The following is a 19,777-nucleotide window of genomic DNA, read 5'->3' on the forward strand; positions in this document are numbered from 1 at the left end:
GGATTTAATGCTTCAGACAACCACCAAACCACCTCTGACGATCCGGCTCTGCCAGCCGCGCGGTTTCTGCGCCGGTGTCGACCGTGCCATCCAGATCGTCGTGCTGGCGCTGAAGAAATATGGCGCGCCGGTCTATGTCCGCCATGAGATCGTGCACAACCGCTACGTCGTCGAGGGGCTGCAAAGCCTTGGCGCCGTCTTCATCGAGGAACTCTCCGAGATACCGGCCGAACATCGGCAGTCGCCCGTCGTGTTCTCGGCGCATGGCGTGCCGAAATCGGTGCCGGCGGATGCGAAGGCGCGCAATCTCTTCTATCTCGATGCCACCTGCCCGCTGGTGTCGAAGGTCCACAAGCAAGCGATGCGCCATCAGCGGCTCGGCCGTCATGTGCTGTTGATTGGTCACGCCGGCCATCCCGAGGTGATCGGCACCATGGGCCAGCTGCCGGACGGAGCGGTGACGCTGATCGAAACCGAAGCCGATGCCGCAAAGCTCTCGCCCGCCGATCCGCAGGCGCTCGGCTTCGTTACCCAGACCACATTGTCGGTCGAGGACACCGCCGGCATCATCCGCGCCTTGCAGGATCGCTTTCCGGCGCTGCAGGCACCGGCGGCGGAATCGATCTGCTATGCCACCACCAACCGCCAGGAAGCCGTCAAGGACACCGCGCCGGGCGCCGATCTCTATCTGATCGTCGGCGCGCCGAATTCCTCCAATTCGCGACGACTTGTCGAAGTCGCGGAGCGTGCAGGCGCCACCATGTCGCTTCTCGTGCAGCGCGCCGCCGAGATTCCGTGGAATGACATCGGCAACATCTCGACGCTCGGCCTGTCGGCCGGCGCGTCGGCGCCCGAAATCATCGTCGACGAGATCATCGACGCGTTCCGGCAGCGCTTCGATGTCACGATCGATCTGGCCATCACGGCCACGGAAACGGAGGATTTTCCGGTCATGCGGGTATTGCGCGATGTCGAACTGACGCGGGCCGACATGGCCTTCGTCAATGGAGCCGCGTAAGCCACATGGCGGTCTACACCGACGTTGCGGAAGGCGAACTCGGCGCATTCCTGAAGCACTATCCGGTCGGCGATCTCCTGTCCTACAAGGGCATCGCCGAAGGTACCGAGAACTCGAACTTCCTGCTGCACACCTCCAGCGGCTCCTACATCCTGACGCTCTATGAGAAGCGCGTCGAAAAGGCGGATTTGCCGTTTTTCCTGGGGCTAATGGGCCATCTCGCCAACAAGGGCGTGTCCTGCCCGCTGCCGGTGACCGCGCATGACGGCAGCGTCATCGGCACGCTCGCCGGCCGGCCGGCGGTCATCATCACCTTCCTGGAAGGGCTTTCGTTGCGGCGGCCCACAGCAACGCATTGCGCCGAGGTCGGCAAGGCGCTGGCGCAATTGCATCTGGCCGGCGCCGATTTTTCGATGACGCGTCCGAATGCCCTGGCCATCGACGGCTGGCGCAAGCTCTGGGATGCAGCGCGCGATCGCGCAGACGAGGTCGAGCCGGGTCTGGCCGCCGAGGTCGATGCCGACTTTGCCGATTTCGAGCGCAACTGGCCCAAAGACCTGCCGCAAGGCATCATCCATGCCGATCTTTTCCCCGACAACGTTTTCTTCCTCGGCGAAAAACTGTCCGGCCTGATCGATTTCTATTTCGCCTGCGACGACCTCTACGCCTACGATGTCGCCACCTGTCTCAACGCCTGGTGCTTCGAGAAGGATTTTTCCTTCAATCTCACCAAGGGCAAGGCGCTGCTCGCCGGCTACCAGAGCCTCCGGCCCCTGAGCGACCAGGAAAAGGCTGCGCTGCCGATGCTGGCGCGCGGTTCGGCGTTGCGCTTCATGCTGACCCGGCTGTACGACTGGTTGACCGTTCCCGATGGCGGGCTGGTGATGAAACGCGATCCGACCGAATACATCAGAAGGATGCGGTTCCACCGGGCGATCAAATCGTCTTCGGAATATGGATTGGCCTGATATGGGTATCATGAGCAAACAGGTTGAGATATTCACGGACGGCGCCTGTTCGGGCAATCCCGGCCCCGGCGGCTGGGGCGCGATCCTGCGCTTCAACGGCACCACCAAGGAGCTTTCCGGCGGCGAAGCCGAGACGACCAACAACCGCATGGAACTGTTGGCCGCCATTTCGGCGCTGAACGCGCTGAAGGAACCGTGCACGGTCGACCTTCACACCGACAGCAAGTACGTCATGGACGGTATTTCCAAGTGGATCCACGGCTGGAAGAAGAACGGCTGGAAGACCGCCGACAGGAAGCCTGTGAAGAACGGTGAACTCTGGCAGGCGCTGGACGAGGCCAACAAGCGCCACAAGGTCACCTGGAACTGGGTCAAGGGCCATGACGGTCATGTCGAGAACGAGCGCGCCGACGAACTCGCGCGCGAAGGCATGGCACCGTTCAAGAAAGGTCCGTTCAAGCCTGCAGCCGCGCCAAAGCCTGCTGCGCCGGCCAAACAACCGGCAATCGCGAAAGTGCGGCGCTCTACCCAGAGCTATTGAATTTCCGGAGCGGCGCGGCTAGGCGCGCATCGCGTTATCAACGGTTGACGACCGACGACAGGCTGCCTTGACCAGCGTCCAGCGGACGTAAGGCCTTTGGTGGCGTCGCAGTTGCTCCAGAATACGGATGGGAGTAATATTTCCTACCATAGAGCAAAACGCGATAAGGAAACGGCGTGGCAAACGTAGAAAAAATGAGCGTGGCTGTGACCCCGCAACAAGCAGCTGTGATGCGTGAGGCTGTCGAGGCGGGCGAGTATGCCACCGCAAGCGAGATTGTGCGTGAAGCGGTGCGGGATTGGCTGGCCAAGCGTGAACTTCGGCATGACGATATCCGCCGGCTAAGGCACCTGTGGGATGAAGGCAAGGCAAGTGGGAGGCCGGAGCCTGTGGATTTCGACGCGTTGCGAAAGGAAGCTCGGCGAAGGCTGGCGGAAGCCTCGCGGAATGACCGTTAGGCTGGTCTGGTCACCCGCGGCCAAGGCGGACCTCATCGACGTCTACGTGATGATAGGCAGCGAAAACATACGAGCGGCCGATCGCTATTATGATCAACTAGAAGCGCGGGCCTTGCAGCTGGCAGACCATCCACGCATGGGTGTTAGGCGACCCGATATCAGGTCTTCCGTACGGATGCTGGTGGAGGCGCCGTTTGTACTGCTCTACGAAACGATCCCGGACACGGATGATGGCCCTGTTGAGTGGGTTGAAATCGTCCGTGTGGTGGACGGCCGGCGGGATCTGAACCGTTTATTCTAGCGAGCTGTTTATCGAATCAGCAGCGCTGTGCCCCAAAGCCCGAGCGCGAACACCGTATGCGACACCAGGTTCAGCGCACGGATCAGCATCGGGTTGGGCCGCTTCGAGGCGGCCCAGCCGGCGCCCATGCCGGGTGCCAGCAGGAACCAGCCGGCGCCAACGGTGACGATGCCGAGGATGAAGGCCGGCAGGAATGTCGGCGCGGCAAGCCAGCCCGCTCCGGCCAACACCACCAGGATGATGCCGTAGACGATGCCGACAAAATAGTGAAAGGCCCAGCCCAGCGCCTTTTCATGCGCGTAGGGCGCTGCACCGCCGATATCATCGTGAAAGACCTTGTCGCGGAGATGCCAGACCCAGCGACCGACCGGCCCCCAGTTCGGCCGTGGCTGCCCGAACGCCTTGTGCAGGAAGATGGCCCAGAGATCCATCGCCACCGTAGCGCCGATGCCGATCGCGATAGCACGCCAGAACATGTCAAACATTGAGGTCCCCCCAAAGGCAATCCCTGGAATACAAGGGCGATCGTCGGGCGGCGGCAACCGTTGCGGTCCAGCCCGACGTTGTCGCTGAAGTTCAGAGCTGCCCCAGAATATGAGCCGCACCGGACTCGTCGACACCGGGCTTGGTCTCGACATTGAGCGCGGTGACCTTGCCGTCGTCGATGATCATTGAGAAGCGCCTCGAGCGCAGGCCCATATCGTTGCTGATGTAATCGAGGCCCACCGCCTTGGCGAAATCGCCACTGCCGTCGGCGAGGAACAGGATCTTGCCCTCGCCGCCGGTGAAGTGCGCCCAGGCGCCCATGACATGGACGTCATTGACCGAAACGACGGCGATGGTGTCGACGCCGCGCGCCAGGATGGCATCGTGGTTCTCGAGATAACCCGGCAAATGGTTGTTGCTGCAGGTCGGTGTGAAGGCGCCGGGAACCCCAAATAGCACGACCTTCTTGCCCGGGAAGATCTCGGCCCCGGTGATCGGCTTGGCGCCATCGGCGGTCATCGTCTTGAAGGTCACGTCAGGCAGCTTGTCGCCAACGGAAATGGTCATGGATTCCTCGCTTGGGAAAATGGGGAAGGACGTGTCTTTGCCTAGCGAACCCGACGGCTTCCTGCAACCGTTGCGGTGGGCTGGATCAAGGGAAAGGCAGAACCCCTTCGACCGCACCTGCCGCACTCGTCAGCGTATAGTGAAGCCCGCCATCGGTCGGCGTCGTCGAGGGGCGATCGAGGATCGGCACGGTGAAAATCAGCTTGCCGTCCTTTTCGCTGCGGGCCGGGGTGCCGAACATGTAGTCCCGCTCGCCGGCAACGAAGAAATCCGCCGCCGCCGGATCGCCGGGAAAGCTCGCCTCGACAATCAGCGTCTCGTGGTCGCCCGGCAGCACATTGATGCCGAAATCGGACCTCGCGGGCCCAGGCAGTGCCGTAAAACTCGCCTTCACCAGCGCCGCGTCCTCGGCATTGTCCGGATCGGAGGCGGGGTCGACGGTCAGCCGCGTCTGCACCGGAATGCAGATCGTTTCGCAGATGCCGAGAAAGATGTCGGCATCGATCACCGCCGGCTGGTTCGGCGTCGCCAGCGTGAATGTCACCGGCAGAGAAACCGGATAGTTGTAGCCTGCCCATTTGCCATAGCCGTCGTCATGGCGCTGCGGCGCCGGAAACGACAGAGTGGCGTCGGCGATGTTGGTGCTGGCTGAAATGTCGAGTTGCGGCGGCACGCCCGCGTCGCCCGGATCGCGCCAATATGTCTTCCAGCCAGGCTTGAGCGCAATATCGAGAACGCCTTGGATACGGCCGGCATCGTCGGCTTTGCCTGATGTCACCAGCCGAACCTTGCCGCCTTCACTGTTGTACCACGCCGACGAAGAGGCGGCGGCGGGAAGAGCGGTTGCCGATCCGACGGCGGCGCCGAGCAGCAGGATTTTCAAGCTTCGCATGGCGGTGATTTGATCGTCCGTTCGTGGCCGCGCAATGATTTCATGGCCTTGCCGGTATCATATTTGCGTGACTTCGAGGGAGAAGAATGTTCGAGCCGCCGCAACAGGCTTTGGTCGAATCCAGCACGGCGCATCTTTTCGGCGCTTTGGAAACGCGTTACGCTCCCTTCATGGACTTGTTGCGCCACAAGAAGACGGTCGCCAGTCGCGGCTTTCTCGACGATCAGTTCCTGATTGCCATGCCCGGCATGAAGGACGACCGTTTCACGCGCTCGGTCATCTATGTCTGCGCACATTCCGATGAAGGCGCCATGGGCCTGATCATCAACCAGACGCAGCAGATGCTGTTTCCGGACCTGCTCGTGCAACTGGGCATCATGAACGAGCAGGAGGCGATCCGCTTGCCGGCGCAGGCCCGCGATTTCGTCGTGCGCAATGGCGGCCCCGTGGACCGCAGCCGGGGCTTCGTCCTGCATTCGGGAGACTATCGGGTGGAATCGTCGCTGACCGTTTCCGACGACATCTGCCTGACGGCGACCGTCGACATATTGCGCGCAATATCGTCCGGCCGCGGGCCCCGTCATGCGCTGATGGCGCTCGGCTATTCCGGCTGGGGCGCCGGCCAGCTGGAGACCGAGATTGCCGAAAATGGCTGGCTGACCTGTCCGGCCAATGCCGAGCTTCTGTTCGACACCGATATCGAGCGCAAATACGACCGGATCCTCGCTTCGATCGGTATCGACCTTGCGCATCTCAGCTTGGCGGCCGGACACGCGTAATCGCGAACAGTCATGCGCAACATTCGCGGCTAGCCGAAGCCGCCTACACCTTCATCATCCTAGGGCGAAGCAGGAGCGAAGCTCCGTCGCGGAGACCCTGGGATCCATTCCGTGACCTATGTCGAAGGATGCAGCGGCGAAGAAATCTGAACCGTTTTCAACGCTTTAACCTCACGGCATGGATCCTAGGGTCTGCGCCGCGTCGCTGCGCTCCTTGCTTCGCCCTAGGATGACGAAGCGATAGGCGTCTCGGCCAATCGCAGAGGTCCGCGCCTGGGCGGCGCGCGCCTGAATCCCATCACGCTTGCGTCAGCGGATACTGCTCCTTTAGCGTCTTCAGCACCTGGTCGCCCGGCATTGGTGCGCCGAACATGAAGCTCTGGACATATTCGCAGCCCATCTGGCGCAGTTCCAGCGCGTCGCTCTCGTCCGAAATGCCCTCGGCGACGACGGACAGGCCGAGTTCATGCGCCATGTTGACCATCGATTTCAGCAGCACCGCGCGCTTGGGCGTGTTGTCGTCAACGAAGCTCTTGTCGATCTTGATGGTGTCGAAGGGGAAACGCGTCAGATAGGCCAATGAGGAATAACCGGTGCCGAAATCGTCCAGCGACAGGCCGATGCCGAGCTGCTTCAGCTTGGTCAGCACATGGGCGGTCTGCTCGGGATTGTCCATGACAAGCGATTCGGTGAGCTCCAGCCGGAAGCAGCGCGGCTTCAGATTGGCCCGCGCGATGACCGAGCGGACGTCGCTGACCAGGTCGCGTCGGATCAACTGGCGGCTGGACAAATTGACCGAAACCGACAGCGGCGCGTCGCCGATCTGCTTTTGCCAGCTGGCGAGGTCTTCCGCCGCCTGCTGCATGGCAAACAGGCCGAGCTGCACGATCAGCCCGCAGCTTTCGGCGACCGGGATGAAATCCGCCGGCGGGATCATGCCGCGGCGCGGGTGGTCCCAGCGCAGCAGCGCTTCGAAGCCGGCGACGCTGCCATCCTCGAGCCGCACGATCGGCTGGTAGGCAAGCGTGAATTCGCGTCGCTCGATGGCGCGGCGCAGGTCGGATTCGAACTGCAGCCTGTCGGTGCCGACAGTGCGGAAAGCCGGACGGAACGGCTCGATCCTGTCGCCGCCGAAGCGCTTGGCCTGGTGCATGGCAAGCTCGGCATCCTTGACCATGTCCTCGGCCGACATCTGCGGCGAATTCCAGGTGATCAGTCCGATCGACGCGGTCAGCACGATCTCGCGCTTGGCAAAGGTGATCGGGTTGTTGATGGCATGCTTGATTGCATCAGCGACCGCAGCGATGCGGGCCGGATCCTGTTCGGACAATAGCATCAGAGCGAACTGATCGCCGGCAAAGCGCGACAGCGAATCCTTCGGCTTGAGCAGCCGGTGCAGGCGACGCGCAATGGTCAAAAGGATGGTGTCGCCGGCCGAGATGCCGAGCCCGTCATTGACCTGTTTGAAACGGTCGATGTCGATGACGAAGACGGTCGGGCGCACCTTTTCTTCGGTGCGCGCGATCGAGATGATCGCTTCCAGCCGGTTCATCAAAAGTTCGCGGTTCGGCAGGCCGGTCAGGTTGTCGTGCACGGCATCGTGCAGCAGCCTTTCCTCGGACTTTTTCTGCTCCGTCACGTCGACCATGGTACCGACGCAGCGGATGACCTCGCCGTCGGATCCGATGACTGGGCGCGCGCGCAGCGAGAACCAGTGATAGTGGCCGTCGGCGCCGCGCAGGCGGAAATTCTGCGACACCCGGCCGCGCCGGTGTTCGAGCACGACGTCGAGCGTCGTGCGGAACGTGTCGCGGTCGTCGGCATGCAGCACCGGCAGCCAGTTGCGCGCCGCGCCGCCAAGGCTGTTCGGCGCCAGGCCGAGCTGGATGCTGACATCGGGCTTGGTGACGACGCGGTCGCGCAGCACGTCCCAATCCCATACCGTGTCGCCCGAACCGGCGACCGCCAGCGCCTGCCGCTCGAGGTCGGAGAACAGGCCCTGATGCAGCGCGCCGCCGGCAAAAGCATGCTGCATGACGGTGAAGCCGATCAGAAGGATGATCAGGATCAGCCCGCCGCCCAGGGCCGGCTGGGCAATGTCGTTGTCGAGCATGCCGGTGATCGCCATCCACGATCCGCATAGCCACAACAGCACCATGACCCAACTGGGCACCAGCATGATGGCACGGTCGTAGCCGCGTATGCCGAGGAAGATGATCAGGCCAAGCCCGGTCAGTGCGGTGGCGGCGAAGGACAGCCTGGCAATGCCGGCGGCGACCGCCGGATCGACAATGGCGACGCCGGCGATCAGCACCAGTCCGAGGATCCAGACCAGCGCGCCATAACTGAAATGGCCGTGCCATCGGTTGAGGTTGAGATAGGCGAACAGGAACACCACGAAGGTTCCCGCCAGCGCCACCTCCGTTCCCGCTCGCCACATCTGCTCGTTGCCGGGCGATATCTCGATGATCTTGTTGAGGAAGCCGAAATCGACGCAGATATAGGCCAGCACCGCCCAGGCAAGTGCCGCGGTTGCCGGGAACATCGAGGTTCCCTTGACCACGAAAAGGATGGTCAGGAACAGCGCCAGCAGGCCCGCGATGCCGATGACGATGCCGCGAAACAGCGTGTAGGAATTGACCGAGTCCTTGTAGGATTCCGGATCCCAGAGGTAGACCTGCGGCAGCTTCGGCGAGGCCAGTTCGGCGATGAAGGTAATCACCGTGCCGGGGTTCAGCGTCACCCGGAAAACGTCGGCGTCGGGGCTGGTCTGGCGATCGAGCGCGAAGCCTTCGCTGGGCGTGATGGCGGCGATGCGGGTCGAGCCGAGATCCGGCCAGAAGATGCCGGAATTCACCAGGCGGAAATGCGGTGCGACGATCAGCCGGTCGAGTTGCTGGTCGGTGGTGTTGGCGAGCGCGAAAACAGCCCAGTCGCCGGTGGAACGGGCATCATTGGCCTCGACCTCGATGCGTCGCACGATGCCGTCCGGACCCGGCGCGGTCGACACCTGGAAATTCTCGCCTTGGTTCCGGTAGATCTCGACGGCGCCGGAAAGGTCGAGCGCGACGTCGTCCCGGGCAATCTTGATCGGTTCGACGGCAAAGGCCGACGATGCCGCCCACAGCGTCAGGAGTGTCGCGAGGACAAAGGCGAACAGCGACCCGTTTCGCAGGAAATTCGTCAAAAATCAGTCCTTCGTTCCAACGCCCGGCGGATCGTCCGCGATCCGGGCGTAGAGGTAGTGGTCCTGCCAGATGCCGTTGATCCTGAGATAGGATCGCAGCAGTCCTTCGCGCCGAAATCCGGCTTTTTCAAGCACGCGGATCGACCTGATGTTGTCGGGAATACAGGCCGCTTCAATCCGGTGCAACCTCAGCGTATCGAAGGCGAAGCGGGTCACCACCTTGACCGCGTCGGTCATCAGGCCGCGGCCGCCGAAGCGCTCGCCGATCCAGTAGCCGACATGGCCGCTTTGCGAGACGCCATGGCGTATGTTGCCCAGCGTGATGCCGCCCGCCAGCTTGCCGCTGCTCCTCTCGAAGATGAAGAAGGCGATCGCGGTTCCCTGCGCATAATCTTCGCGATAGCGGCTGATGCGCAGCCGCCATGCGTTGCGGTCGAGTTCATCGGGAGTCCAGCGTGGCTCCCAGGGTTCGAGGAAGGCGCGGCTTTCGCAGCGCACCGCCGCCCACTCGCGGAAGTCGTTGGTGAACGGCACGCGCAGCGTGACGCGGTCGCCTTTCAGCGCCGGCAGGTCGCGGCGAAAGAAAGGGAGCGCGAACACGACGCTTCGAGGGGCTTAGACGGCGAGCTTACGGGCCGTGGTCTGCGTGCCTGCGAGCGATTCGAGGATCGCCTCGTATGGCGCCAGTGTGCCCACAGGCCCGACAGCGGTAAGCGTCGGCTTGGTCGAGAACAAGCGCGACGATAGATCGGTCAGCCGCTCGACCGTCAGCGCCGACAGCCGTTCCATCAGTTCCTCCTTGGCGATCGGCCGGCCGAACAGAAGCAGCTGCCGTGCGATCTGCGAAGCGCGGCTGGCCGGGCTTTCGGCGGACATGATCAGTCCGGCGCGATATTGGGCGCGCGCCCGGTCGAGTTCTTCCTGCAGGATTTTCTCGCCGGCCTTCTGCAGTTCGTCGATGATGACAGGCACCAGTTCGGCGATGTCGCTTTGGCCGGTTGCGGCATGGACGCCGAAGACGCCGGTGTCGGAAAAGCCCCAATGGAAAGCATAGACGGAATAACACAGGCCGCGCTTCTCGCGGACCTCCTGGAACAGGCGCGACGACATGCCACCGCCGAGGATCATCGACAGCACCTGCGAGGCATAGAAGTCGCGCACATGATAGGCCCGGCCTTCGAACCCCAGCACGATCTGCGCGTCCATCAGGTTGCGGTCCTCACGGAAGTCGCCGCCGACATATTGCGCATATTGCGGGATGGTGCTGTCGGCCTTGCTGCGGAAGCCGCCGAGTTGCTTTTCGACCTCGCGCACGAAATTGTCGTGCTTGATGTCGCCGGCGGCGACGATCACCATGCGCTCGGCGCCATATTGCCGCTCGATGAAGTCGTGGAGTTGCTTGGAGGTGAAGGATTTGACCGTTTCGGGCGTGCCGAGAATGGAGCGGCCGATGGTCTGGTGGCGAAACGCCGTCTCGGTGAAACGGTCGAAGACGATGTCGTCGGGCGTGTCGTGCGCGGCGCCGATCTCCTGCAGGATCACATGCTGTTCGCGTTCGAGTTCCTGCGGGTCGAATTCGGACTCCTGCAGGATGTCGGCAAGAATGTCGACGGCCAGCGGCACGTCGTCGGAGAGCACCCTGGCATAGTAGGAAGTGGTTTCGACGCTGGTGGCGGCGTTGATCTCGCCGCCGACGTCCTCGATTTCCGAGGCGATTTCGAAGGCGCTCCGCCTTTTCGTGCCCTTGAACGCCATGTGCTCGAGCAGATGGGCCATGCCATGCTCGTCCTCACGTTCATTGCGGGCACCCGACTTGACCCAGGCACCAAGGGCAACCGATTCGATGCTTTGAAGGGTTTCGGTGGCGACTGTCAGGCCGTTCGACAGACGGCTTACCTCAACACCCATATGGCTAGTACTCCTTAACGCGCCGCCCGCGCGCGGCGGCCGACATAATCTTCCACCATTTTCAGGTCGGAGGGAAGTACCGTGTATTTTTCCTCCGATGTCATCAACCCACCTAGCCATGCGGGCAGTGCGGGCGACACGCCGCTGGCGGCTTCGACGGCGGCCGGGAATTTTGCCGGGTGTGCGGTACCCAGCACCACCATCGGCACGGCGCCTGACGCCTTGCCCGCAGCGACATGCACAGCTGCCGCGGTGTGCGGATCGAGCAGATAGTTGCTGGCCGCGAGCGTCGAGCGGATGGTGGCGGCGACCTCGTCCATATCAGCCCGGCCGGCGTCGAATTCCGACCGCATCCCGGCGATTTGCTGGGGTTCGATGGTGAAAGCGCCGGACTGCTTCAGACCGTCCATGTAGCGCCGCACGGTCGCCGCGTCACGGCCGGAGGCCTCGAACAGCAGGCGTTCGAAATTGGACGACACCTGGATATCCATCGACGGCGACGTGGTCGCAAAGACACCCTTGGTGCGATATTCCCCTGTCGCGAAGGTCCGCGCCAGGATGTCATTGTCGTTGGTGGCGATGACCAGCCGCTCGATCGGCAAGCCCATCTTCTTGGCCGCGTAGCCGGCGAAGATATCGCCGAAATTGCCGGTCGGCACGGTGAAGGAGACCGGCCTGTCCGGCGCGCCAAGCGACAGCGCCGAGGAGAAATAATAGACGATCTGGGCCATGATCCGGGCCCAGTTGATCGAGTTGACGCCCGAAAGCGCCACCCGGTCGCGAAATCCGTGATCGTTGAACATGTCCTTGAGCAGGCCCTGGCAATCGTCGAAATTGCCTTCGATCGCCAGCGCATGGACGTTTGCAGCCGTCGACGTCGTCATCTGCCGCTGCTGCACCGGCGAGACGCGGCCGTGCGGGAAAAGGATGAAGATGTCGGTCCGGCTGCGACCGGCAAAGGCATCGATGGCCGCCCCGCCGGTATCGCCCGAGGTGGCGCCGACGATGGTGGCGTGCTGGTCGCGTTCGGCAAGCACATGGTCCATCAGCCGGGCCAGAAGCTGCATCGCCACGTCCTTGAAGGCGAGCGTCGGCCCGTGGAAGAGTTCCAGGATGAAGGTGTTGGGGCCGGTCTGCACCAGCGGGCAGACGGCCTCGTGGCGGAAGGTGGCATAGGCTTCGCGCACCAGCCGCTCGAAAACGGAGGCCGGGATCTCGTCGCCAAGGAACGGCGACAGCACGCGGATGGCAAGTTCGGGATAGGCAAGGCCGCGCATGGCGCGGATCTCGGCGGCGGAAAACTGTGGCCACTCGCGCGGCACGTAGAGCCCGCCGTCGCGCGCCAGCCCGGCCAGCACGGCGTCGGAAAATCCAAGAACGGGGGCTTCCCCGCGGGTACTCACATAATGCATGTCACAATTCCGTTACTGCTTGGCTTTTCCATCCACCGCAAGGTGGTTAATTTCTGCGCTGGCTCAGTCGCATTTTTGCCGCGCGGTTGATATACGTCACCAGCTTTGCGAGAGGGAAGTGCAGTTTCATGGCGTTTCGTACATTCAGTGGTCGCTTTTTGGCGGGTCTTGCGCTCACCGGCTTTATGCTTGCCGCCGCCGGCTGCCAATCGGGCGACAATGGCATCCTGAACCTCGGCATAGGCAAGAAGGAGGACCCGACGGCGCCACCGCCGCCCCAGGATCCCAAGATACTGGCCAGCCAGTTGCAGGCCTATTGTCCCAGGGTGACGGTGCGGGACGGCACGGCTTTCTTCAACACCTATTCCAAGGAAGCTCAGAAGCCCAAGCCCAGGATCAAGAAGACCGGCGACGCCGCGCAGGATGCCGCGGCCCAGGCCGAGGCTGACGCCGCTGCTGCAACTCCGCCCGACGAATCGGCCAACATCATCTACCAGGCATCGGTCAGCGACGTGACACGCGACTGCAGCCGTGCCAACGGCCAGTTGACGATGAAGATCGCGGTCGCCGGCAAGATTGTCCCCGGACCGAAGTTTTCTCCAGGCACCATCACCATGCCCATCCGCACGGCTGTGATGCATGGCACCGAGGTCCTCTATTCGCAGCTCCACCAGTATCAGGTCCAGGTCACCGATCCTTCGGTCGCCACGCAGTTCGTCTTCACCGATTCCAATATTGTCGTGCCCGAGCCGACGGCGCAGGACTATCAGGCCTTTGCCGGCTATGACGAAACCGCGCATCAGGCAACGGCCGACAAGCCGAAGAAGAAGCAGAGGAAGAGAGCCGCCGCGACGAACTAAGCGGCGAACACAAGACATGGGCGGGCTATGTGAGGCTCTCCGGCCATTCTCTGGCCCCATGGACAACGGCGATGATTTCAACGTCACTGCCGCGCACCCGATAAACAACGATATAGGATGTCCGCGCTATCACAAGCTCGCGGGTTCCGCCCGCTCGTCCCTTGCGTCCGACCATGGGATTTGACGCCAAGAGTTCGTCGGTGCGACCAATCAGATCGGCTGTTAGCCGATACGCCGCAACGGGACTGTCCTGCGCGATAAAATCCTGAATCTGGTCGAGGTCGTCGAGAGCGGCGCTCGTCCATGAAACCTGCATCAGGTGGGGCGGTACTTGTTCAACACCCGCTCGATATCGGCACGGCTGGCAAATTCACCACGGTCGGCCGCTTCAATTCCTGCGTTCACCTTGTCTAAAAACCGCTCCTGCCACTCAAGGGAGTGGCCGTTCTCAAGCGCGTCCGCAACGACTTCCGACGCGGACAGGCTGGACCGCGCCGCGATAGCATCGATGCGGGCCTGTAACTCTGGCGTGATTTCAAGCTCAATCGTCATGACGCAATCATCGCATAGCCATCAGGGTTTTGAAATGAAAACCAGCTCCCAAAATTGCAGTATCGCCTCCTACCACTCTGAAGCACGAGAACGGTAGACCGACCGGGCGAGAAAAGTCCCGCCACGAGGGCGAAATTCAATCGCCCTCAGGCGTCCGACCACTCCGACAGCGCCGCGATTACGCTTTTCAACTCTGCCCAGCGGCGGATCACCGTTTCGGCGCCGGCCTCGGTGAGCGCGTCGGCATGGCCGGGATAGCTGTGGGCGGCTCCGGTGAAGCCGATCACCCGCATGCCCGCCGCCCTTGCGCCGTGAACGCCGTGCACGGAATCCTCGATAACGAAAGTGTTCGTGGGGTTGGCGCTGAGTTTCTCCGCCGCGAACAGGAACACGTCCGGCGCCGGTTTCGTTTTCCCGGTCGGTGTTTCCATCGCCGAAAAAATCCGGTCGGTGAAAAACGGCAGAAGATGCACCTTTTCCAGCATGAATTCGATCCGCTCGGAGCGTGAATTCGAGCAGACGCAGCGCGGCACGCTTACCGTGGCAACGGCCTCGCGCACGCCATCGATGGCGCGGACGTCGCTGCGCAGTTTGCGGTCGACCAATTGTTCCTCCCTGTCGATCAGAGAGGCCTGGAAGGGGATGCGGGACTTTTCCTCGACCCGCAGCATGATGTCCTTGAAGGTCAGGCCGGCATAGCTCTCCGAAATCTCCTCAGCCGATATCTCGTATCCTGCCAAGGTCAAAAGCTCGGCGTCGACGCGGGCGGCGATGATCTCGGAATCGACGAGCACGCCGTCGCAATCGAAGATGACAAGGTCTGGCTGGGGCATGGTGATCCGGACAATAGGAGGGCGAAGTGGCCTCGGAAGGCTCAGGCGGCGCGGCATACACCAACAGGGCCGCCTTCGCAAATTCGCCACACCCGTCCCTTGGCCTTCACGGAATATTTACGCTGATCGGTAACCATAACGGAGAGTAAACAGTAACGCGTGCCTTGGGTGTCAGAATGTCTGCCGTGCGTCTTCTCGACGAGCTATCCCACGCTCCCCAGCAATCCGAATGGCTGGACACGATCCTCAAGGGCGACTGCGTCGCCGCGCTCGACCGGTTGCCCGAAAAATCGATCGACGTCATCTTCGCCGATCCGCCCTACAATCTGCAGCTCGACGGCGACCTGCACCGCCCCGATCAGTCGAAGGTCGACGCCGTCGACGACGACTGGGACCAGTTCGAGAGTTTCGAGGCCTATGACGCTTTCACGCGTGCCTGGCTGCTGGCGGCGCGCCGGGTGCTGAAGCCCAACGGCACCATCTGGGTCATCGGCTCCTATCACAACATCTTCCGGGTCGGCGCCAAGATGCAGGATCTCGGCTTCTGGATCCTTAACGACGTCGTCTGGCGCAAGACCAACCCGATGCCAAATTTCCGTGGCCGCCGCTTCCAGAACGCGCATGAGACGATGATCTGGGCTACGCGCGATCAGAAGGGCAAGGGCTATACCTTCAACTACGAAGCGATGAAGGCGTCCAACGACGACATCCAGATGCGCTCCGACTGGCTGTTTCCGATCTGCACCGGCGGCGAGCGGCTGAAGAACGACAATGGCGACAAGCTGCATCCGACGCAGAAACCGGAAGCGCTGCTTGCCCGCATCATGATGGCCTCGACCAAACCGGGCGACATCGTGCTCGATCCCTTCTTCGGCTCAGGCACCACGGGCGCGGTGGCCAAGCGTCTCGGCCGCCATTTCGTCGGCATCGAACGCGAGCAGGCCTATATCGACGCCGCCAACGAGCGCATCGACGCGGTGCGGCCGCTGGAAGAGGCCGACTTGACCGTTCTCACGGGCAAGCGCGCCGAGCCGCGCGTCGCCTTTGTCAGCCTGATCGACACCGGCCTGATGATGCCGGGCGCGACGCTCTACGATGCCAAGAAGCGCTGGGCGGCCAAGGTGCGCGCCGACGGCACGGTGGCGATCGGCGACAGCGCCGGCTCGATCCACAAGATCGGTGCCGAAGTGCAGGGGCTGGACGCCTGCAACGGCTGGACCTTCTGGCATTATGAGCGCAGCGGTGGCCTGACCCCGATCGACGAGCTTCGCCGCATCGCGCGGCTCGGCATGGAGCGGGCAGGGGCCTGATCGGCAGCTCAGGCCTTGTCTTCCTCCAGGATGATTTCGCTGACCTCGCCTTTCGCCATCAGTGAGAGCTGACTGGCAAAACGCGACAGACGCGAATAGTCCGTCCGGAGTCGCACACGCGCGAAGTCACGGGCTTCGATCTCCTCCGCGACCTCGATCCGGACGAACAGGTGACCGACGCCATCCGCCGGGAAAACCGAGATGCTTATCAGGCCGGGCGATCTCAGGACCAGATCCGCGCGTTTAAGCGGATAGGCCTGCAATGACACAATAAATTCGCTTACCTCGTCGGTCGGGAAATAGGCATCGCCACGTCCTCGAAAGTGGCCATGCTCGACACTGGCGTCAAGTATTGACCATTCCGGGTTGAAGGTCAGAACGAGCTTGCCCATTGCCGGTCTCGATCAGGTCGCGATGCCATGCCGCTCAAGGTCTGCTTGAAGCGCCTTTGCATCGGTGAACAGCACCGACTGCCAGCCGGCCGCCTTGGCGCCGTCGACATTCTTCTGGCTGTCGTCGATGAACAGCGTCGCGGCCGGTTCGAGGCCGAAGGCGGCGATGTGATGATCGTAAATGCCGCGATCGGGCTTGATCATGCCGATCTCGCCGGAGATGGTGACGCCGCGCGGACGATTGAGAAAATCGAAGCGCTCGCGGGCTTCGGCCAGCGTGTCGCTGGCGAAGTTGGTCAGCATGGTCACGTCGTGGCCGCTCTCGATCAGGCCGACCATGATGGCGACGCTGTCGTCATAAGCATGCGGCACCATCTCGTGCCAATGGCGGCGGAAACCGCGGATGTTTTCCGCGTGATCGGGATGGTCCGCGATCAGCAGCGCCTCGGCCTCTTCCCAGGTGCGGCCGCGATCCTGCTCGATGTTCCAATCATGCGTGCAGACATTGTCGAAAAACCACTTTCTCTCTTCGGCATCCGGAATGAGGCGGCTGAACGGAATGTTGGGATCGTAGTGGATCAGCACTCTGCCGATGTCGAAAACGATGTGGCGTATTTCAGTCATGGGGCCTCTTTGCACTGTGTGGCGACGGCTTTTTCGTCGCGCCGGGTATCGCAGCCTCGATTGCCTTTTTCATGACAGTCGGCAGCGCCTCGCCGGAAATCTCGTGAGCGAGCGACCAGAAATGCCCGTCTGGCGCATCACCTTTGATGTGAGCGTGAAAGACTTCGAGTTCGAGAGCGAAATGCGTGAAGACATGCGCAATGCGGCCCGCATGCCGCCAGTCGGCGGGAAAGGGCGCGGCCGCTTCCGTGGTTGCCCCATCGATCCGCGCGGTCCAGCCCGTCGTCGGCACCTCGGTCATGCCGCCGAGCAAACCCTTCTCTGCCCGTTTGCGCAGAAGGATGGCGCCGTCGGCCCGCACGGCGACAAAGGCCGCGCCGTGCCGCTGCGGCTTGTCGGCCTTGGGCAGGCGCACCGGGAAGTGCTCGGGATCGCCTGAAACGACCGCGCTGCAGTCTTCGCGCAGCGGGCACAGCATGCAGCGCGGCCGGCGTGGCGTGCAGATGGTGGCGCCGAGATCCATCATCGCTTGGGCGAAGTCGCCAGGCCTTGTCCCGGGCACCATGCGCTCGACATGGGCACGGATCTCGGGCTTGGCTTCGCTGAGCGGGGTTGTGATCGAAAACAGCCGGGAGATGACACGTTCGACATTGCCGTCGACAACGGCGGCGGGGCGATCGAAGGCAATCGCCGTGATGGCCGCCGACGTATAGGCGCCGATGCCGGGCAGTTCTCTCAAACCCGTCTCCGTGTCGGGAAACCGGCCGCCACGCGCGGCCACAAGATCGGCACAGGCCTTGAGATTGCGGGCGCGGGAGTAGTAGCCGAGCCCGGCCCAGGCCTTCATCACGTCCTCGGTGGGCGCCGCGGCCAGCGCTTCGACATCGGGCCATTTCTCGACGAATACCTTGAAATAAGCCTTCACCGCTTCGACGGTGGTCTGCTGCAGCATGACCTCGGAGAGCCAGATGCGGTAGGGATCAGGCCGCACGCCGCGCGCATGCTCAATTGGTGTGATGCGCCACGGCAATTCACGGTGATGCACATCGTACCAGCTGAGCAGGCGGGATGCGATATCGTCGCTGACACCGGATGCAGCTGTGCTGCTATCTCCGGATGTGGCTTTGCCACTATCCCAGGATGCGGTCTTGCGGGTCTGGTCTGCTGGTGCCATTGATCTTGTATTGGCCTGGCCGGTATCTGCTGGGTCGTCGCTGGAGGACGTACATGGCAGGGAGAACGCCCTACGGCAATCCCGTCCCGGTCAGCGATCTCGCGACCAGGATCCTCGATCCGGTGCTGCGCAAGCGGGCCGGCATTTCGATCGGCCTCGTCCAGTCATGGGACGAGATCGCCGGCCCGCGGCTGGCCAGCCATTCGCGCCCCGAAAAAATCCAGTGGCCGCGCCGTATGCATGAGGACGATCCGTTCGAGCCGGCCGTGCTGGTCATTGCCTGCGAAGGCATGGCGGCACTTCATCTGCAGCACGAGACGGGCGAGATCATCAACCGGGTCAACGCCTTCCTCGGCTTCACCGCCATCAACCGCATCAGGATCCTGCAGAAGCCGGTGACAGCCGACAAAGGAAAGCGCAAACCGGCCCTGAGGCCGCTGACGGCGGCTGAGAAGACGAAATTGTCGGGAACTGTCGGCCTGGTCGATAATGATGAACTGCGCGCCTCGCTGGAGAAACTTGGCGCGACCATTATTGGGGAGAGAAAATCATAGGCGTCTTGAAGAAAGTCATGGATTCGTCGTCAATATCTCGCATTCGTGATCGCCCTTGTCAGGTTTCGCGATTGGATTGGGGATCGAGATGCCTTAATTCGCGCCAACTCTCGCCTTTTCGTGTCTTTGCATTGCAAAATCCAACCCTTGTCAGGTGATTCGTATGAACCGTCCCCCGTTTGGTCAAAGCTTGTCTCGCAGAAATGTCCTGTCTTCGCTGGCCGCCATTCCGGCGGTGGCCCTGCTCGCCGCCTGCAGCGACTCTGGCGAGGAGGCGAAGGCCGCGGATGTGAAGCCTGCGGCCCCGGCCGCCCCCGCGAAGGCGGCCACGCCGGCCGCCGCCACCGCGCCGGAGGCCCAGGGCACCGTGGATGTGGCGGAACTGATGAAGCCGGGTGCGCTGCCCGACAAGCAGCTTGGCAAGGATGACGCCAAGGTCACCATCGTCGAATACGCCTCGATGACCTGCCCACACTGCGCGCATTTCGCCGAGACCACCTTTCCGGACCTGAAGACCAAGTACATCGACACCGGCAAGGTCCGCTACATCCTGCGCGAATTCCCGTTCGATCCGAGCGCCGAAGCCGGTTTTATGCTGGCGCGCTGCGCCAAGGATAACTATTACCCTATGGTCGACGTCCTGTTCAGGCAGCAGGCGAACTGGGTTGGCGTTCAGAATACCAAGGATGCGCTGCTGCAAATCTCGAAGCTCGCCGGTTTTACACAGGAGTCCTTCGAGGCCTGCTTGACGGACCAGAAACTTCTGGACGATGTGAGATCGGTCCAGAAGCGCGGCGCCAATGAATTCAAGGTCGACTCGACACCGACCTTCTTCATCAACGGTAAGACCTACAAAGGGGCGATGTCGATTGAGGAAATGTCGGCCATCATCGACCCTCTGCTCTGACATCCAGTCAGCCCTGAGGCGGCGGCGCTTCGGCGTGCGCGGCTTCCTGTCGTG

At 62.4% G+C, this 19,777-nt stretch carries 23 protein-coding genes; 10 read left to right on the top strand and 13 right to left on the bottom strand.

What is annotated here, in order from left to right; genetic code table 11:
• Positions 1–7 precede the first annotated feature (7 nt).
• The 5 genes from ispH (at position 8) to NKH95_RS03625 (ending at position 3,286) form a co-directional block, all read left to right on the top strand.
• Positions 8–1,018: a 4-hydroxy-3-methylbut-2-enyl diphosphate reductase gene (gene ispH, locus NKH95_RS03605; protein ID WP_023808604.1), complete on the top strand. Its 1,011-nt coding sequence runs from the start codon at positions 8–10 to the stop codon at positions 1,016–1,018.
• Positions 1,019–1,023: 5 nt separating this feature from the next.
• Positions 1,024–1,986, top strand: coding sequence for a homoserine kinase (locus NKH95_RS03610; RefSeq protein ID WP_023808603.1), 963 nt, complete (start codon positions 1,024–1,026; stop codon positions 1,984–1,986).
• A gap of 10 nt (positions 1,987–1,996) precedes the next feature.
• On the top strand, positions 1,997–2,527 hold the full coding sequence (gene rnhA, locus NKH95_RS03615) for a ribonuclease HI (protein ID WP_128302494.1): 531 nt from the start codon (positions 1,997–1,999) through the stop codon (positions 2,525–2,527).
• A gap of 176 nt (positions 2,528–2,703) precedes the next feature.
• Positions 2,704–2,985: a ribbon-helix-helix domain-containing protein gene (locus tag NKH95_RS03620; RefSeq protein WP_127290846.1), complete on the top strand. Its 282-nt coding sequence runs from the start codon at positions 2,704–2,706 to the stop codon at positions 2,983–2,985.
• The gene (locus NKH95_RS03625) at positions 2,975–3,286 is read left to right on the top strand and encodes a type II toxin-antitoxin system RelE/ParE family toxin (protein ID WP_352891090.1); all 312 of its coding nucleotides are present in this window, start codon (positions 2,975–2,977) and stop codon (positions 3,284–3,286) included. Before NKH95_RS03620 ends, NKH95_RS03625 begins: the two co-directional genes overlap by 11 nt.
• Positions 3,287–3,294: 8 nt before the next feature.
• Here NKH95_RS03625 and NKH95_RS03630 read toward each other — a convergent pair whose 3' ends face one another.
• The 3 genes from NKH95_RS03630 to NKH95_RS03640 form a co-directional block, all read right to left on the bottom strand.
• Positions 3,295–3,771 (bottom strand): DUF2938 domain-containing protein, encoded by a 477-nt coding sequence (locus tag NKH95_RS03630; protein ID WP_128302496.1) that lies wholly within the window; start codon positions 3,769–3,771, stop codon positions 3,295–3,297.
• 91 nt (positions 3,772–3,862) lie between these two features.
• Entirely contained in the window at positions 3,863–4,339 is a 477-nt protein-coding gene (locus tag NKH95_RS03635; protein WP_352891091.1) for a peroxiredoxin, read from the bottom strand.
• An 85-nt stretch (positions 4,340–4,424) separates the two neighbouring features.
• Positions 4,425–5,231, bottom strand: a complete 807-nt coding sequence (locus tag NKH95_RS03640) for a protein-disulfide reductase DsbD domain-containing protein (RefSeq protein ID WP_352891092.1) — start codon at positions 5,229–5,231, stop codon at positions 4,425–4,427.
• A 170-nt stretch (positions 5,232–5,401) separates the two neighbouring features.
• Between NKH95_RS03640 and NKH95_RS03645 the strand changes: the two genes are divergently transcribed.
• Entirely contained in the window at positions 5,402–6,010 is a 609-nt protein-coding gene (locus tag NKH95_RS03645; RefSeq protein WP_023808594.1) for a YqgE/AlgH family protein, read from the top strand.
• Between the two features lie 298 nt (positions 6,011–6,308).
• On the opposite strand, the gene NKH95_RS03650 is transcribed toward NKH95_RS03645, so the two are convergent.
• Genes NKH95_RS03650 through thrC form a run of 4 tightly spaced genes read right to left on the bottom strand, consistent with a single transcriptional unit; the run spans position 6,309 to position 12,517 of the window.
• Positions 6,309–9,197, bottom strand: a complete 2,889-nt coding sequence (locus NKH95_RS03650) for an EAL domain-containing protein (protein WP_352795246.1) — start codon at positions 9,195–9,197, stop codon at positions 6,309–6,311.
• A 3-nt stretch (positions 9,198–9,200) separates the two neighbouring features.
• Entirely contained in the window at positions 9,201–9,797 is a 597-nt protein-coding gene (locus NKH95_RS03655) for a GNAT family N-acetyltransferase (protein ID WP_352891093.1), read from the bottom strand.
• Between the two features lie 15 nt (positions 9,798–9,812).
• A complete protein-coding gene (locus tag NKH95_RS03660) occupies positions 9,813–11,105 on the bottom strand; it encodes a M16 family metallopeptidase (RefSeq protein ID WP_352891094.1) in 1,293 nt (430 codons plus the stop codon).
• 14 nt (positions 11,106–11,119) lie between these two features.
• Positions 11,120–12,517: a threonine synthase gene (gene thrC, locus NKH95_RS03665; protein ID WP_023808590.1), complete on the bottom strand. Its 1,398-nt coding sequence runs from the start codon at positions 12,515–12,517 to the stop codon at positions 11,120–11,122.
• Positions 12,518–12,645: 128 nt separating this feature from the next.
• Here thrC and NKH95_RS03670 point away from each other — a divergent pair, with 128 nt between their 5' ends.
• Entirely contained in the window at positions 12,646–13,377 is a 732-nt protein-coding gene (locus NKH95_RS03670) for a hypothetical protein (RefSeq protein ID WP_352891095.1), read from the top strand.
• 25 nt (positions 13,378–13,402) lie between these two features.
• Here NKH95_RS03670 and NKH95_RS03675 read toward each other — a convergent pair whose 3' ends face one another.
• The 3 genes from NKH95_RS03675 to NKH95_RS03685 all read right to left on the bottom strand — a co-directional run bounded on the left by NKH95_RS03675 (position 13,403) and on the right by NKH95_RS03685 (position 14,762).
• On the bottom strand, positions 13,403–13,693 hold the full coding sequence (locus tag NKH95_RS03675) for a type II toxin-antitoxin system RelE/ParE family toxin (RefSeq protein WP_023808588.1): 291 nt from the start codon (positions 13,691–13,693) through the stop codon (positions 13,403–13,405).
• A complete protein-coding gene (locus NKH95_RS03680; RefSeq protein ID WP_023808587.1) occupies positions 13,693–13,929 on the bottom strand; it encodes a transcriptional regulator in 237 nt (78 codons plus the stop codon). Before NKH95_RS03680 ends, NKH95_RS03675 begins: the two co-directional genes overlap by 1 nt.
• 146 nt (positions 13,930–14,075) lie before the next feature.
• Positions 14,076–14,762, bottom strand: coding sequence for an HAD family hydrolase (locus tag NKH95_RS03685; RefSeq protein ID WP_352891096.1), 687 nt, complete (start codon positions 14,760–14,762; stop codon positions 14,076–14,078).
• Positions 14,763–14,938: 176 nt separating this feature from the next.
• On the opposite strand from NKH95_RS03685, the gene NKH95_RS03690 reads away from it, so the two are divergent.
• The gene (locus NKH95_RS03690) at positions 14,939–16,072 is read left to right on the top strand and encodes a site-specific DNA-methyltransferase (RefSeq protein WP_023808585.1); all 1,134 of its coding nucleotides are present in this window, start codon (positions 14,939–14,941) and stop codon (positions 16,070–16,072) included.
• A gap of 8 nt (positions 16,073–16,080) precedes the next feature.
• Here the strand turns inward: NKH95_RS03690 and NKH95_RS03695 are convergent, their stop codons facing one another.
• Genes NKH95_RS03695 through mutY form a run of 3 tightly spaced genes read right to left on the bottom strand, consistent with a single transcriptional unit; the run spans position 16,081 to position 18,262 of the window.
• Positions 16,081–16,464, bottom strand: a complete 384-nt coding sequence (locus NKH95_RS03695; protein WP_023808584.1) for a WapI family immunity protein — start codon at positions 16,462–16,464, stop codon at positions 16,081–16,083.
• A gap of 12 nt (positions 16,465–16,476) precedes the next feature.
• Positions 16,477–17,088, bottom strand: a complete 612-nt coding sequence (locus NKH95_RS03700; RefSeq protein ID WP_023808583.1) for an HAD family hydrolase — start codon at positions 17,086–17,088, stop codon at positions 16,477–16,479.
• A complete protein-coding gene (mutY, locus tag NKH95_RS03705; RefSeq protein WP_352628650.1) occupies positions 17,081–18,262 on the bottom strand; it encodes an A/G-specific adenine glycosylase in 1,182 nt (393 codons plus the stop codon). Before mutY ends, NKH95_RS03700 begins: the two co-directional genes overlap by 8 nt.
• A gap of 53 nt (positions 18,263–18,315) precedes the next feature.
• Between mutY and NKH95_RS03710 the strand changes: the two genes are divergently transcribed.
• Both NKH95_RS03710 and NKH95_RS03715 read left to right on the top strand, forming a co-directional pair.
• Positions 18,316–18,816, top strand: a complete 501-nt coding sequence (locus NKH95_RS03710) for a DUF721 domain-containing protein (protein WP_127290824.1) — start codon at positions 18,316–18,318, stop codon at positions 18,814–18,816.
• Between the two features lie 163 nt (positions 18,817–18,979).
• The gene (locus tag NKH95_RS03715; RefSeq protein WP_352442782.1) at positions 18,980–19,723 is read left to right on the top strand and encodes a DsbA family protein; all 744 of its coding nucleotides are present in this window, start codon (positions 18,980–18,982) and stop codon (positions 19,721–19,723) included.
• The last annotated feature ends 54 nt before the right edge of the window (positions 19,724–19,777 follow it).

This window comes from Mesorhizobium sp. M0848, from assembly GCF_040319805.1.
Lineage (GTDB): Bacteria > Pseudomonadota > Alphaproteobacteria > Rhizobiales > Rhizobiaceae > Mesorhizobium.